This window comes from Marinobacter sp. LV10R510-11A, from assembly GCF_900215155.1.
Lineage (GTDB): Bacteria > Pseudomonadota > Gammaproteobacteria > Pseudomonadales > Oleiphilaceae > Marinobacter.
On the sequence record NZ_LT907980.1, the window covers coordinates 2,980,667 to 2,995,537 of the forward strand.

Annotated in this window: 12 protein-coding genes; 3 read left to right on the forward strand and 9 right to left on the reverse strand. The window is 54.6% G+C overall.

Annotated elements, in window-relative coordinates; genetic code table 11:
• Window positions 1-12: 12 nt before the first annotated feature.
• Window positions 13-2,844 (reverse strand): DUF748 domain-containing protein, encoded by a 2,832-nt coding sequence (locus tag CPH80_RS14320; protein WP_096278821.1) that lies wholly within the window; start codon window positions 2,842-2,844, stop codon window positions 13-15.
• 194 nt (window positions 2,845-3,038) lie between these two features.
• Here CPH80_RS14320 and pdxH point away from each other — a divergent pair, with 194 nt between their 5' ends.
• From pdxH to CPH80_RS14335, 3 genes are read left to right on the forward strand one after another with little or no spacing between them, the layout of a single operon-like run.
• Window positions 3,039-3,674 (forward strand): pyridoxamine 5'-phosphate oxidase, encoded by a 636-nt coding sequence (gene pdxH, locus CPH80_RS14325; RefSeq protein WP_096278823.1) that lies wholly within the window; start codon window positions 3,039-3,041, stop codon window positions 3,672-3,674.
• Complete coding sequence (locus tag CPH80_RS14330) at window positions 3,643-4,425, forward strand: 4'-phosphopantetheinyl transferase family protein (protein ID WP_096278825.1); 783 nt, start codon at window positions 3,643-3,645, stop codon at window positions 4,423-4,425. The genes pdxH and CPH80_RS14330 overlap by 32 nt, the downstream gene beginning before the upstream one ends.
• Before the next feature lie 32 nt (window positions 4,426-4,457).
• Window positions 4,458-5,060, forward strand: a complete 603-nt coding sequence (locus CPH80_RS14335; protein ID WP_096278827.1) for a DNA-3-methyladenine glycosylase I — start codon at window positions 4,458-4,460, stop codon at window positions 5,058-5,060.
• Here CPH80_RS14335 and CPH80_RS14340 read toward each other — a convergent pair.
• From CPH80_RS14340 to CPH80_RS14375, 8 genes are all read right to left on the reverse strand, one after another.
• The gene (locus CPH80_RS14340; protein ID WP_096278829.1) at window positions 5,017-6,084 is read right to left on the reverse strand and encodes an RNA polymerase sigma factor RpoD/SigA; all 1,068 of its coding nucleotides are present in this window, start codon (window positions 6,082-6,084) and stop codon (window positions 5,017-5,019) included. The genes CPH80_RS14335 and CPH80_RS14340 overlap by 44 nt on opposite strands.
• 104 nt (window positions 6,085-6,188) lie before the next feature.
• Complete coding sequence (locus CPH80_RS14345) at window positions 6,189-7,643, reverse strand: aspartate kinase (RefSeq protein ID WP_096278830.1); 1,455 nt, start codon at window positions 7,641-7,643, stop codon at window positions 6,189-6,191.
• Between the two features lie 51 nt (window positions 7,644-7,694).
• On the reverse strand, window positions 7,695-8,960 hold the full coding sequence (gene ectB / locus CPH80_RS14350) for a diaminobutyrate--2-oxoglutarate transaminase (RefSeq protein WP_096278832.1): 1,266 nt from the start codon (window positions 8,958-8,960) through the stop codon (window positions 7,695-7,697).
• A 140-nt stretch (window positions 8,961-9,100) separates the two neighbouring features.
• Window positions 9,101-9,610 carry a diaminobutyrate acetyltransferase gene (gene ectA / locus CPH80_RS14355; protein ID WP_096278834.1) on the reverse strand — a complete coding sequence of 170 codons (510 nt, stop codon included), beginning with the start codon at window positions 9,608-9,610 and terminating at the stop codon, window positions 9,101-9,103.
• Between the two features lie 172 nt (window positions 9,611-9,782).
• A complete protein-coding gene (locus CPH80_RS14360) occupies window positions 9,783-10,028 on the reverse strand; it encodes a hypothetical protein (RefSeq protein WP_096278836.1) in 246 nt (81 codons plus the stop codon).
• A gap of 100 nt (window positions 10,029-10,128) precedes the next feature.
• Window positions 10,129-11,532 carry a sodium:solute symporter family transporter gene (locus CPH80_RS14365; protein ID WP_096278838.1) on the reverse strand — a complete coding sequence of 468 codons (1,404 nt, stop codon included), beginning with the start codon at window positions 11,530-11,532 and terminating at the stop codon, window positions 10,129-10,131.
• Window positions 11,533-11,585: 53 nt separating this feature from the next.
• The gene (locus CPH80_RS14370; protein WP_096278840.1) at window positions 11,586-12,554 is read right to left on the reverse strand and encodes a radical SAM protein; all 969 of its coding nucleotides are present in this window, start codon (window positions 12,552-12,554) and stop codon (window positions 11,586-11,588) included.
• Between the two features lie 123 nt (window positions 12,555-12,677).
• Window positions 12,678-14,843, reverse strand: a complete 2,166-nt coding sequence (locus CPH80_RS14375) for an FAD-dependent oxidoreductase (RefSeq protein ID WP_096278842.1) — start codon at window positions 14,841-14,843, stop codon at window positions 12,678-12,680.
• Between the last annotated feature and the right edge of the window lie 28 nt (window positions 14,844-14,871).

A 14,871-nucleotide genomic window follows, 5' to 3' on the forward strand; every position in this document is an offset into this window, starting at 1 on the left:
TCCCGCGATTTCTTAGCGGGCATCCAGAGTAAACCCGACAATGACGTTGCCCTCGTCCGACACCTCTGCGTTGCGCGAGGGGTCGAGCATAAACAACTGGCTCGCCGGAACACCGTGGGTGTCCCGCAGTATCTCTTGCACCGCAGAGCCCCTCGCATTGGCAAGATTGGTCAGCACTTCAGGCGCCGCCAGCTTTCGCTCCCCCGCCAGATAGGCCTCACGAGCCTCTTCCCAATCCTGCTCAGAAAGTTCCCCGCCTTGACTTGCCAACAGCTCATCACGCAGAAACACCAGCCCGTCAGCAGAGGGCGAAACACCGCCTCGGATATTCAGCAAAAGGTCCGGGCGATCAAACAATGCGTTCGCCAGAGCAGCCAGCTTTTCAGCCTCACCCTGTGCCAGCTTGGCCGTACCAGGCTCAAAGCTCATCTGGCCTAGCTCTTCACCACTTAAGCCCGCCAGTTCGGCAATCGACCCAAGCATACTAAACGGCGATGTAGCAGCTTTCGCCAGCAGGTTCACAAACGTGCGCATAACCACCTGGCCAACGCCGAAATCAGGGCTGGCCAGGTTCCCGCTGATTGGCAGGTTCACTTCGATAACCCCATTGCTGTCCCGCAGCAGAGCCAGCCCGAGCTTCACCGGCGCATTGACGGCTTGCTGGCTTGCAACTGCCTGCCCTAACCCGAGGCGATCCATCACAATCCTGTTCGATGCGTCAATCTGGTTTCCGGTAATCTGATAGGCCAAATCCAGCTCCAGCTTTCCACTGTCTACGCCATAGCCCAAGTAGCGGCCAAAGTAGGGTGAAAGCACTGGCAGTGACAAGTCTTTCATCGTCAGTTTCAGGTCGCTGGTTTCTTCGGTTCCCAAGGTACCAATTGTGCCGTCAAATTCGACGCTGGCACTACCATCCATTCGCCCTTTCAGGGAGACTTTGCCTTGCTGGGGCGATACATTGCTGAGGCCGGTAACCGAGCCGTTGAGCTGGTCAAGTGACGTTGTAAAAGCCGGGTCTAAAGTGCGATCTGTGTAATCGAGCGCGCCTTTCTCAACCATTAGCTGGCCGATGCGGAAGATAAACTGCGCCTCTTCGTCAGCGTTGTGTTGTGGCGCTGCAGAGGCATCCCCAGCCTTAGACTGCGGGATAATCTGCGCCACGTTATGAACACTGTTCGTGTTGCGAACCAGGTTGATGGCAGGCTGAGCCAAGGTAACCGTGCCGATTTCCAGCCTGGCCGGATGCACGTTGTACTCAATGGGGGCCAAGCGCAGCGTTTGCCATGAAATCAACCGTTCGCTGCTGCCGGGCAATTGAAGATTCAACCCAGTAACCTCTGCGGTGCCACTGAAAGTGCCCGTTAAGGGTTCCTGCTGGCCATCCAAATCAAGATTTCCATCCAGCCCCAGGTTGCCGCCCGTAACCGCTAAATTAGCCGACTCCTGCAAATAGGGTTCAAACGCCGCCAGCACAATTCCGGAGCCGGAGATAGCCGCTTCCAGAGTAAATGGCTCAGGTGTCACCTGGCCATTCAGGGAGAGAGTGCCGCCACTGGCCAGAGCCGCCTGCAGCTGGTACGACATGGGGTCTTCCATCGCGCTGCTGATGTCACCGGTGGACAGGGAAAGCTGCTCCAGTGTCAGTTCTGCAGCAGAGCCCGGCTGCTGATCCTGCCAGAGCACACGGCCATCAGAGACCTCTATGCCCGCCAGCGACCAGCGGAAAGGCGGCTCAGCTGCTGCGGGCTCCGACGCTTCTGTGTTCGGCTCTTTCGTCTCGCTGCTCTTGGTAAATGCAGCAAGCGTAGCAATCCAATCAATCTCTCCGGCTTTATTACGCGCTAACGCAATGTCCGGCTGTTCCAAGGAAATCTGCCCAACGCGGGCTTCACGGGCATTAAGGTCAAACCCGATGTCCTCGATGACAATAGATGCTGTGGTCAGGCGCGGCTGTTCACTCTGCTTGTCCGGCGCAACAGCCAGATCCTCCACCGACACCCGACCCTTGCTGGTTGAAAGATACAGAGTGTCGCTGGTCTGCAATTCATAATCTGAACGCACCGTTACTTTACCCCCGCGCAAATCGTAGGGTAGGTAAGGCGCCAGGAAATGCCCGAGGGTCTTGTGATCAACGCCGGAGATGGCCAGGTTTCCACTGGAATATAGCGGTGTAACACTGAGGTTACCCTGCCACTCAATGGTCTGGTTACCCAAGGCCGCCTGCAGATAATAATCGCTGTTGCGATCGTCCCGCTGCCAGGTGGCCAGATCGCTTAAGGTGAGATCCAGCGGTGTAATCCGGAACTCTGCCATTTCTGGCTGAGTGAAATCCCGGAACAACAGCTCGCCACCGTTTACGGTGAACTGCTGAAAATACAGCGAGGGCAGCGCCTGATTGTCCTCTGGCTCAGCCTGCTCTGCCGGCGAATTATCCTCGCCTGCGTTGGCAGCCTGAAAATCCCGGGCGAAGTTCACACTGTAGTCTTCAAGCAGATCCAGCCGGATAAACGGCTCTTCAAGCTCAATGGCCTCAAACGCGATCACCCCACGAATCAGCTCAAAGAAATTCAGGTTGATGTACAGGCGATCAAAACCCACAACCTTTTCGTTGTCGCTGTCTTGCGCAGACAGGCTTAAAGCTTCCACACTCAGCGCAAACGGGTTACTGCTGATGTCGCTAACATCCGCTTGCCACCCCATGCGCTGTTCCAGCTGATCGGGCAGCGCACGCTTCAGCCACCAAGGCAGCACCAGAAAACCGGCTAGGCTGTATAACACGATGAGTACGAGCGCACCGATCACCAGGTTTCTGGGAAGGCGACTGCGCTGATGGCTTTGGGCCACGGATTTCTCCTTTAAGGCGTTGAGGACTAAAGTACGTAGCCTTTGTATAAGGATAGACGGCCCGGTACCGGTTTGTCAGCCAACCGCTGACAGGGGAAACTGAACTCTATATCCTGAGCTTTCGTACCGTACCTTCTTGGTCATCTCTTTTTAACACTACTTTTCTGGTTTTTAGCGAACGGGGGCAGGCGTTTATGGACATCGGCGATATGCGTCGCGATTTTGAAAGTGAAGGGTTGGATCGCGAAGCATTAAGCGAAAACCCGGCCCAACAGTTCGAATCCTGGTTCGGCGACGCCCGCGAAGCCGGTATTCTCGAGCCGAACGCCATGTCATTGGCCACCACCGGTGCCGACAGCATGCCAGATTTGCGCACGGTGCTGCTGAAATACTTCGATGATCGCGGGTTCGTGTTCTACACCAATTACGAAAGCCGCAAAGCCCATGAGATTCATGAGAACCCCCGGGCTGCCCTGTTATTTCCCTGGATAGGCCTAAACCGACAGGTGCGGATTCAGGGCCGGGTTGAAAAGGTCAGTAAGACCGAATCCCTGAAGTATTTTGCCTCACGCCCGCGCGGCAGCCAGATTGGCGCTTGGGTATCCGAGCAGAGCAAGGCCATTACCTCACGGGGGCTGCTGGAGCAGAAGGTGGCAGAAATGAAGCGCAAGTTCAGCGAAGGTGAGGTTCCGCTACCCGGTTTTTGGGGTGGATACCGCGTTGTTCCGGAGCGCATCGAATTCTGGCAAGGCCGCCCTAGCCGTCTCCACGATCGATTTGAATACGTGAGGGAAGGCGATGGCTGGCTCATCCAACGACTCCAGCCCTGATTCCGCCGGAGTTCGGCAGAAGCCAACCATCAAACTGTGCCATCAAACCGGACAACTGCCGGAGGTTGCACCGGATTGGTTAACTGCTCACGAACGCGAGAGATTTGCCGGGCTCAGCGGCACGGGGGCCTCAGAGTTCCTCACCAGTCGTTGGCTGATACGCCAAGCTTTAAGCAAAGCAGGCTCTGTACGGCCAGATCAGTGCTGGCCGATGGAAGGGCGCGCAACTGTTTCTGCCAGCCCGTCGGGTTGGCACCTTTCCCTAAGCCATAGTCACGGGCTGTCTGCCTGCGGTACTCAATACGGCTCTGCGCTGGGAATAGATATTGAACCCAGCAAACGACATCCACAATGGCAAAAAGTGGTTAAGCGCTGGTTCTCTCCCGTTGAACAAGAATGGTTGTTTCAGGAGGATGACTCTCACAACTTCCTCAGGGTTTGGACTCTAAAAGAGGCTTGGCTAAAGGCCACGGGTCGGGGCATCGCTGGCAACCTACAAACTCTGGAAGTGCGCCGGAACTTTGAGCTCTACGGCGACCAGCCAGACGATCACTGGCAGGCTTGTTGCTTTTACACGGAGGGTTTTCTGGCCACACTGGTTTACAGACAAGCCGAAGGTGACCGACCAGGCTCATGGCCCACGATCACACTGCTCGAGCCTCCGCCCGACGATTACAGCCTGAGTAAAGCAGAGCCACTGGATACACACTGGGAGCCGATGTTTCAGCGTAGAATTCGTTCAAAGCGCTGATAGCATCGATAACTTCGCCGGGAGACAGCCATATGCCTGTTTTGCACAAAGATGACAAAGCCGCCGAGCGCTGCCCATGGTGCGGCACCGATCGGCTCTATGTGGATTACCATGATAAGGTCTGGGGCCGGCCCGAGTACGACGACCTGGCCCTGTTCGAAAAGCTCTGCTTAGACGGCCAACAGGCGGGGCTAAGCTGGATTACCATTCTGCGCAAGCAGCAAAGCTATCAGGCCGCTTATGATTTTTTTGATCCAGAAAAAATCGTTCAGTACGATGACAACAAGATTGCGGAACTGCTGACGAATCCAGGTATTGTGCGGAACAAGCTAAAGGTGAAGTCGATCATTAAAAATGCCAGAGGTTATCTGGGCTTGAAAGAGGAAGGCACTGGTTTTTCTAGGTTCCTCTGGTCTTTTGTGGGGAACGGCCCTATCCAAAATAACTGGCGCAGCATCGATGAAGTACCGGTTACTACCCCAGAATCCGAAGCTATGTCTAAGGCGCTAAAGCGAGCGGGGTTTACGTTTGTGGGGCCAACCATTGTTTATGCATTTATGCAGGCTGTGGGCATGGTCAACGACCATTTGGTTAGCTGCCCACAACACATGCAGTGCCGCTCACCGGCTCAATAATTTTAAATGTACTCGGGCTCTTAGGTTCTGGGAAAGCCTCGTACAGCCCACCATCAAACGACGTCTGGAGCTTACGTAAAGCAAGCTTCTCAATTTGCCGAACCCGTTCGCGGCTTATGCCCATATCGGCTGAAATAACCTGCAAAGTGTCCGGCTCTGGCAAATCAAGGCCGTAGCGGCGCGAGAGAATGGCCTGCTCACGATCGGTGAGTTCACTGAGCATTGCCTTCAGAGCTCGCCGATCGTCGCGGCCCGACATCCTTTGCTCCGGGCTTGCCTGATCATCTGCCTTAAGGCTGTCACCCAGAGTCATTAAGCCGTCTTCAATCAAGGGAACATCCGTTGATACTTCACGCAACGCCAGTGCCCTCAGCTTGCTGATCCTCGAGGGCGTTGCCTCCATGGCTTGCGCCAGTTCCGACTGAGAGGGCATGCGCCCGAGGTTCTGGTGCATCTGCAAAGACACTTTGTGCAGATTTCGTATTTCGTCCACCACGTTTTCTGGCGTGTGCACCAACCGTGCGCCACGCTGCAAACACCGCTTAACCTCTTCAGTGATCCACCAATACGCGTAGGTTGAAAAACGGAAGCCCTTGGTCGGATCGAATCGTTCAACCGCTTTGATCAAGCCAACATTGGCGTCCTGAATCAAATCCGACATGGGCATACTTTGTTGGTTGTAACGGCGGGCAATGTGCACGGCCAACCGCAAGTTGCTCTGAATGAGCTTACGGCGACAGGCATTGGCAAGGCGGAAAGCCCGAAGGCATCTAGGCGAGAAGGCGCTGGTATCAACAATCGTGCCTATTACGGCGCGGTAGGTTTGGGGGGTGTCATCAGGCAAAACCAATTGCGCGCTGATGATGCGAAAGCAAAGGGTTAACTTTCGGGAAAGGCGGCGCTCAGACGCCTCTGTGAGCATGTCATAACGGGACGCATCCCTGAAATACAGCCCAACCAAGAAACCCCTTTCATTATCGTTGGGCATTTTAGGGGACGGGCCCAGCACTGCGCTATTTACCATGGCTTGGTACCGGTGACAATTTAAAGAGGATACGACCTCATGCCACCGATGGATTCATCGCAGGTAGCCCGGCCCATGCGACAAATCCACCCGAGCTTTCACCGTTAAGACTGGGCAGCTACAATCGCGTATTCATGGTTGTGGGGCTCTATAAGAGCACCGTGCAACGCAATGATCGCTTTCTCGTAATCGTCTTCATCGATTACAAACTGCATATCAACCTGGCGCATGCACTGGTGCATAGCCAACACGCTGATTTCAGCGTCGGCCAACGATTTAACCGACCGTGCAAGAATGCCTGGCACCTTCATATCGCTGCCAATCGCTGAAACCATCGCCACTTTACGGGTACTAATCTCACCGTTGGAGAACTCTTGTTTCAACGCGCTCACCACGCGCTTGACGTGCTTGAGTGTGCTGCCCACGTAATGAGTAATGGTGTTGGCGTTCGTGTCCTTGGCCATGAAGCGCACTTTGAAGCGGCTCAGGATGTCCAGAATACGACGATCCGATCCCGGCTCACCCTGCATGTCCTGATCATACACTTCGATCGCAAACACGCCCTTGGCGCCGGCAATGATCTCAACCTGTGGTTTTTCACTGATGTAATCGCCAGTGATCAGGGTGCCGGTGTGCTCTGGCTCAAAGGTGTTCATCACTCGCAGCGGAATTTCCGCCTGGCGAAGGCCCTTGCCGGCACGGGGATGAATCGCTTCCATACCCAGGTTCGCCAGCTGATCTGCCACGTCGTAATTGGTGCTGCCCAAAGGAACCACTTTTTCCGCGCCCACAATGTTGGGGTCGGCAGAGCTCAAGTGGTATTCCTTATGAATAACGGCTTCGCGGGCGTCGGTAATAACCGCCACTCGGCTGAATGTCATCTCGCTATAGCCCCGGTCGAAGCTGCGCATCAGCCCTTCTTTACACTGGGCATAACCGGTCACAATCGGCAGCTCACGGGTGAGATCCACGGCATCAAAAGCCTGCTTCAGCTTTTCGTCCAGCGGCAGCAGCTCTGTATCGCGCCAGCCGGTAAGATCCACAAAGCGTGCATTGATACCTTCTTGCTGCAGCTTCAGCGTAGTGTTGAACGCACTGTGCGCTTCGCCAATGCCCGCAAGCATTTCACGAACCGTTAGCAGGTGTTCTTCAAGCTGGAACTGGCCGTAGGAACACAAGCGCTGCAAGTCGATCAAACAACCGCGAACACCTTCAATACGGTCGGTAATAAACTGATCTGCCTGCTGCTTAAGCATCGAATCTTCAAACAGTTCACCGTTGATATCGGTAACAAACTGAATCAGCTTGGTAAGGTCATCCGCCCAAGCCCAAGCCCAGTCTGATTCCGCATCAGCGAACAGCGCATACACGCCCGGCTCGCCAGTTTTTTTGTGCTCCAGCAACTCGTTGGTTACGCCGCTGTATGCAGACACCACGAAAATACGCTGGTAGAGCTCTTCCTTGCTGTGATTCGCGACAATGATATTATCGCGCACAGCTTCGTAGTTACTCATTGAGGTACCGCCGATTTTCTCGACGGTATGTAATTGACTTGTCATAACTCTTCCCTGGCTAACCTGCAGAATGAATGTCCGGAATGGTGAGGCGTATTAAGACGCCTCGCTGATCCCTTCCTGCATGATCTCATCCACACTTTTTGCCAGCAGTTCAGCACCCAGTTTCAGATCCTCCTTGCTGGTTGTAAGCGGCATCAGGCATTTGATGACTTCATCATTCGGACCACTGGTCTCGATGATCAGTCCGTGCTCGAAGGCACGCTTAGTAACAGGGCCTGTGATCTCCGCGTTAGCCGCTTCAATGCCTCGCATCAAACCGCGCCCTTTCATTTTGAACTGGCCTAGGTATTTATCGCAAATCGCCTGCAGCGCATCACCCAGCACCTGAGTCTTTTCTTTCACCTCATTGGCGAACTTGTCATCTTTCCAGTAAGTCTCTACCGCAACACGGGCGGTGATGAACGCCATGTTGTTGCCACGGAAGGTGCCGTTGTGCTCACCCGAGCCCCAAATGTCCAGCTCTGGCTTGAGCAGCACCAGTGCCATCGGCAGACCATAGCCACTCAACGATTTGGAAACCGTTACGATATCAGGCTTGATGCCCGCAAATTCAAAGCTGAAGAACTCACCGGTACGGCCATTACCTGCCTGGATATCATCGAGAATCAGCAGCATGTCGTGCTTCTTACACAGAGTTTCCAAACCTTTCAGCCACTGCGCACCGGCGGCGTTCAGACCACCTTCGCCCTGAACCGCTTCCACGATTACCGCGGCCGGCACTTCAACACCGGAAGAGCTGTCAGACAGCAACTTATCCATAACAGCCAAGGTGTCTACGTCTTCACCCAGGTAGCCGTCGTAGAACATGAAGTCTACGTTGCTCAGCGGTGCGCCAACACCGCCACGGTGATGCTTGTTACCGGTTGCGGCAACCGCACCCATGGTTACACCGTGAAAGCCGTTGGTGAACGAGATGATACCGGTGCGGCCTTTTACTTTACGGGCCAGCTTCAGGGCGGCTTCTACGCTGTTGGTACCGGTTGGCCCGGTAAACTGCATTTTGTAATCCAGACCACGGGGATCCAGAATGTACTTCTTATAGGCTTCCATAAAGCCGCGCTTGGCGGTGGTGTGCAAGTCCAAGCCTTGGCTCACACCGTCTGATTCGATGTACTCAAGCAGTGCTTTTTTCAGAATATCGTTGTTGTGGCCGTAGTTTAGGGAACCGGCGCCGGCCAAAAAATCTAGGTACGGCTTACCGTCTTCAGTGTAAAGATGCGCGTTCTTCGCACGATTAAAAACCACTGGAAAGGCACGGCTATATACACGTACTTCGGATTCACTTTTGAAAACGTCCATTATATTTCCTCTCAGCCTGTTCGGCTTTTTAAATAGAATTCTTTAATGATGGCTCTGGAATTGGGGCGCGTGAGCAGACAAAGTGCCCCTTAAAAACGTTCCAAAAAAAGTCTCAGAGTTAACTCAGAGTTGTCTAAGAGTTACTTGGCAAACGGCCCAATACGCAGCAGGAATTCTGAATCGTGCAGGCCGCCAAAATGGGTGTCTTTCTTGAAGTGCTCATGGTGGACAATCTCGGCACCCATATCCCGCGCAAACGAGCGGAACAATGCCCATGAAGCTTCATTGTCGGCGGTAATCGTGGTTTCCATGTGGGTCACGTTTTTGCACGCGTCCCGTGCCACAATTTCTTTCAGCATCCGCTTGGCCACGCCCTGCCCACGACCTTTCTCGTGAACCGCTACTTGCCACACAAACACGGTTTCGGGCTTTTGGGGAGGGATGTGCCCGGAGATAAAGCCGACTAGGTCGCCGTCCTTCTCCGCAGCTACGCCGGTATCGGCAAAATGGCTGCACTGCAACAGGTTGCAGTAAATTGAGTTGGCGTCCAGAGGAGGGCATTCCGCTACCAGCTGGTGAAGCCTGAAGCCATCATCCTTAACGGGTGTGCGTAGGGTGATGGCGGTGGTATTCGATCCTTCTGATGTCATAACGTGAGGGGTTCGCCTTAAAAGTTAGTGCTAAATTATATAGACCTCAAAATATATTTCAAGTCGGGCTTGACGGAACCACAGCAAAGTACGCCGACCCTTTCACTCAGAATAGACCGGATTAGAGCTTTCGCCAGTGACAAATTCGTAAGATATCGGAAGAAAAAACGACCTACTCAGAACATAGGGAAGTACCTTGCAGGATGCGCCGCCTATAGGATGCAGCGGCATCCGAGCCCGCTGACCAGAGCACGGGCAGCCAGGTATGAGTGCAGGCAATCACATCGGCATCGGTTGCGCGCAGCCACTGCAGCACAACGGAGTCGTTAGCCGCACTAAAGGATTCATGGGCCAACTCCCAACCGGCAAGAGATTCGGGGTCACCATGCAAAACCAGAACCTTTAGTCCTCCAAACATCAAACACATCCTCCGATACCTCGTCCGGCTCCTGGCAGAGAGATTTAGGCCTGTATCGGTAGGCTAACGGACAACTACGGCCTTCGGTCATGGTGGTACCTCATACTTCCCCGGCCGCCAGCGAACGCCGTACCAAACGCCGAAATGCCAGTGGCAGAAAAAAGCCGCCAGTACAAATCAGGAAGCCGTACGCATTCACCCCGAGCAACATAGCGTACTTGCCATCGCCGATGGCCCAACTGGCCGGAACCAGCCCCACCGCCAGCATCACGCCAAGGCCAAGACCGGTCCAGAAGCTCAGATGGAAACTCCAGGGCGACCAGCGGGTGAAACCATAGAACAGAAATACAGGGCCCAGCCCCATTACCATAGTGCCGGAAACGGTGGTGGCCTTGAGGATATCGGTGCCTGCAAACATCGGCAGGTTACCCGCGAATGCAAAGACGATCATCACCACTGCACCTACACGGATACTCGGCAACTTATCCTTTGCCCTTCGTGCCAAGCGCGGCAGATCTACCGCCAGCGACTTGGCCAAGGACGAAAAGGTGGAATCCAGAGTCGAGCCGGCTGAGGTCATCATTACCACACTCATAAAAAACAACGCCGCAAGGCCCAGTGACTGCCCGACCGCCGCTGGGGCATTGCCCATGGCATCAATACCGTTCAGGCGCGCATGAACCCCTACCAAGCTGAAGGCGAACACCGCCACAAAGCCCAACAAGCCCGCAACCACAAAGCTCTTAAGCATGGTTTTTTCCTTGTTCACAAACCCTCGATCCGTCAGCACCGGGTCGTGAAACGGGTAACTGAACATCTGCAACAGAGCCACCAGCAGCAAATCAAACCCCGCGTTCAACCGGAACTCGCCCTCGCTCAGCAACGCAGAGGTATCGTTGGCCGGAATGATCATGAACAGCACCGCACCCAGGAAAAACACAAACACAAAGGTCTGGATCACATCGGTAAAAATCGAAGAACGCAGCCCGCCCTTGAGGCTATAGGCAAGGGTAAATACGGTAAATAGCATGGCCGACGCATAGTATTCCCACTCGCCTGGCAGACCGAAATAACCACCCACCACTGCGGTATTACTCCACACCTCGTTATACAACCGGATCAGAATCGCCGCCGCGAACGCCAGCCCCGCAAAACGCCCAAACCGCGACGTAAGAAAATCCTGCAGGCTGCGGGCCCCGGTTTGAGTCCGGATCAGGTAGATGATGTAACCGGCCACCGGAATCGACAGCCAGTAACTGGCATAGGCCAGCCCACCAGTCACCCCGTATGTGGCTCCCAGATTCGCCGCATTGGTCACCGACTTGGCAAAAATCCAGCTAATAAAAATACTGGCCGTCAGCGACCACTGACTCACCGGATTGCCCTGATCGTCCGCACCCTTGTAGAACGAATTCGCATTCTTGCTCTTCGGCGACAGCACGTACATCACAATGCCGTAAACCACCAGAAACCCCCAGAACAGGGCGCCTTCAAAAGTCGTCATCACACAAATCCACGTTTCTATCAGCGAACAGCACGGCGAGCAGGCTTCAACAATCAACCAGGCGCCGAACAACTAGCCCCATAGCGATAACAGGAAAAACACCGATGGTGCCGCAACATCACGCGCTCCTCCATGCTCTCGGCCAGCGACCCACCCAAATCATATTGCGGATCATCATCCACCAGCGTACAAGCATAAACCCGCACCGAATCGCCCTTCTTCACCAGCATCCGCGTATACGTACACATAAAATGACCACGACTATCGACGGTCGGAAACTTCTCCATGCAGTTCTCAGTAATCTCCGGGCTGCCATCCTCCGAACCCGGAGTACCCAAATCAGGAAACGCCGTAAACGCCAGGTTTTCCGGAATCTGCCATTCTCGGAATATCCCGCGAAACGCAGTTTCCACCTCAGCCGGAACTTCATCCAAATCCGTCTGGCGAGCAATAGAAACCTTAAAGCCTTGCTCGACCAACCACTGAATTCCCTCCAACGCCTGATCAAAACTGCCCCCTCCGCGATCCTTGTCATGGCGGGCGCGGTCGGGGAAATCCAGGCTGACGCGAAAATGAATCGGGTAGGGGTTATCCAGCAGCGGCAGCACCTGGTGCCGGCGCTTCAATAAAGGCTCGGTGGCATTGGTCAGCACAAAACAGGGCCGGTGCTGGCTGGCGTAATCCAGAATGTTCACGAAATCGCGAATCACAAACGGCTCGCCACCGGTGAAGGAAAGTTGCTCCACGCCCATATCAATGGCCTCGTGAATAAACGGCTTCACATCACTCAGCTTCATACCCGGAATGCGGCCATCGCCCGGATGGCTGCCTTCCAAACAAAACGGGCAGGCCAGGTTGCAGGCCGTACCGGTGTGAATCCACAGCTCTTTCAGCTTATTCGCGTCAATGTAACCCCGGGGGTCGCCATTGCGGGTATGAGTCCAGCTATCGCGCGCTCTGGGCTCCAGCACTTCCACCGCCGGAATACGTTTTCTGGCAGATCGGGTTTCAGCCAGGGGCATACATGCTCCTTGATGTTAATGGTATTAGGATACGGACACAGGCGGTGCTGCACTTATTCTATGAATCCAGGGTTACAACGACCGCCTGTTATTTCAGCCCGTGGTCACTTCTTTACGTTTCGCCTAGTTGCTTTGGCCCTTTCCGCGACGCCAGCCATGGAGTTTTTCCAGCAGCTTGAGAATACCCTGAGGCGCATGGGCGCGCTTCCATTCCCCTGCAGCAAACTTGGCAGACTCATTCCAAGTCGGATACGGATGAATGGTACCCAGAATCTTATTCAGGCCCAGGCCGTGTTTCATAGCCAGCGTAAACTCCGCCAGGATTTCAGCAGCGTGGGCGCCCACCACCACCACGCCGAGGATTTTATCCTTGCCCGGCGGAGTGAGCACTTTGATGAAGCCATAGTTGTCGCTGTCTGCAATCGCCCTATCCAAATCGTCTAAGCCGTAGCGGGTAAGCTCATAAGCAACACCCTGCTCTTTCGCTTCGGCTTCGCTTAGCCCAACGCGTGCCACTTCTGGCGAAGTAAAGGTGACCCAGGGCATAACCCGGTAATCCACCTTGAAGCGCTTGAACTGCCCAAACAGGCCATTCACCGCGGCATACCACGCCTGATGCGCTGCGGCATGGGTAAACTGGTAGGGCCCAGCAACATCACCACAGGCGAACACATTCGGATAGCGCAGGCTCATGTCTTCTTCCACCGGTACAGTTCCATTGGGCAGAGTGTCGATACCGATTTTGTCGAGCCCCAGGCCTTTGGTGTTTGCGGCGCGGCCCACCGCGACCAGCACCTGATCAAAGGCAATACGAACCCGCTCGCCCTTGTGCTCGCAGTAAACCACCTTCTCGCCTTCTTCGATGGCGAATTCTTTCGCCGCGTGTTCCAGGCGAAGGTCAACGCCATCACTTTCAAACTGAGTTTTCACCAGTTCTGATACGTCGCTGTCTTCTTTAGCCAACAACCGATCACCCATTTCTACCTGAATCACCTGGCTGCCCAGGCGGGCAAACGCATGAGCCAGTTCGCAACCGATGGGGCCACCACCCAGCACCAGCAAACGCTCCGGCTGCGCCTGCAATTCCCAAAGATTGTCAGAATTCAAAGGCTCCATATCTTTAAGCCCTGGAATCGGCGGCATGGCCGGCTTGCCACCAGTGGCGACAATAATACTCCGTGCCGTCAGCCGCTCTGTGTGACCATCGTTGTGCCTTACCTCCAACTCCCAGGGAGATACGAAGCTCGCCTCGCCAGAGATGCAATCCACGCCCAATTCTCGATACCGTTCAGGAGAGTCATGAGGCTCTACTTTGGCAATCACGTCTTTCACCCGGTTCATGATGTTCCGGAATGACCCTTTCACCGTCACCGATTCAAGACCGTAACGATTAGCATGGCGCAAGGTATCCGCCGCCTTCGCGCTTCGAATCAGTGCCTTCGAAGGTATACAACCGGTATTCAGGCAGTCACCGCCCATTTTGTGTTTTTCAATCAGTGCCACTTTCGCCTTAACAGCAGCCGCAATGTAGGCAGATACCAACCCTGCCGAGCCACCGCCAATCACCAGCAGGTTGTAATCAAAGCTTTTGGGCTTCTGCCAGCCGGCATAGACCTTGCGACGGCGAATAAAGCCCACCACAAATTTGGCAATCAGGGGGAAAAGCCCGAGCAACGCAAAGGAAATCAGCAGATCCGCAGAAACGATGTCGCCGGTGGACTGGATTTGGCCCAGCTGGGTACCAGCATTTACGAAAACAAAGGTCCCCGGAAGCATGGCAATCCAGCTGACCAGAGCATAGGTTCGCAACTTCATCGCCGTCAGGCCCATCGCGAGGTTGATCAGAAAGAAAGGGAATACCGGCACAAGACGAAGTGTTGCCAGGTAAAAAGCGCCATCCTTTTCAATTCCACGATCCATTTTGGCAACGGTTTCCCGATAGCGCGCCCGCAGGGTGTCACGCATGAGGAATCTTGCCACCAGAAACGCCAAGGAAGCCCCCAGGGTTGAAGCAACGGACACCGCCGCCAGGCCATAAAGGTTGCCAAAGAAGGCGCCGCCGGCCAGTGTCATAATGGTCGCCCCCGGCAGGGACAGGGCCGTCACCACCACATAGATTGCGGCGTAACCCGCAACGGCCACCAGAAGATTCTGGTCAATCCATTGTGCCAGGGCATCCTGATTCGCCTGCAGGTTCTCCAGGGTCAGCAGCTTGTGCCCGTCGAAGCCAAGAAAAGAACCGACGATCACGACGATAACCAAAATGAGTAAGAGCTTGCTACGAGTCATATCCATGCCTTTTAGAATGTATAAACCA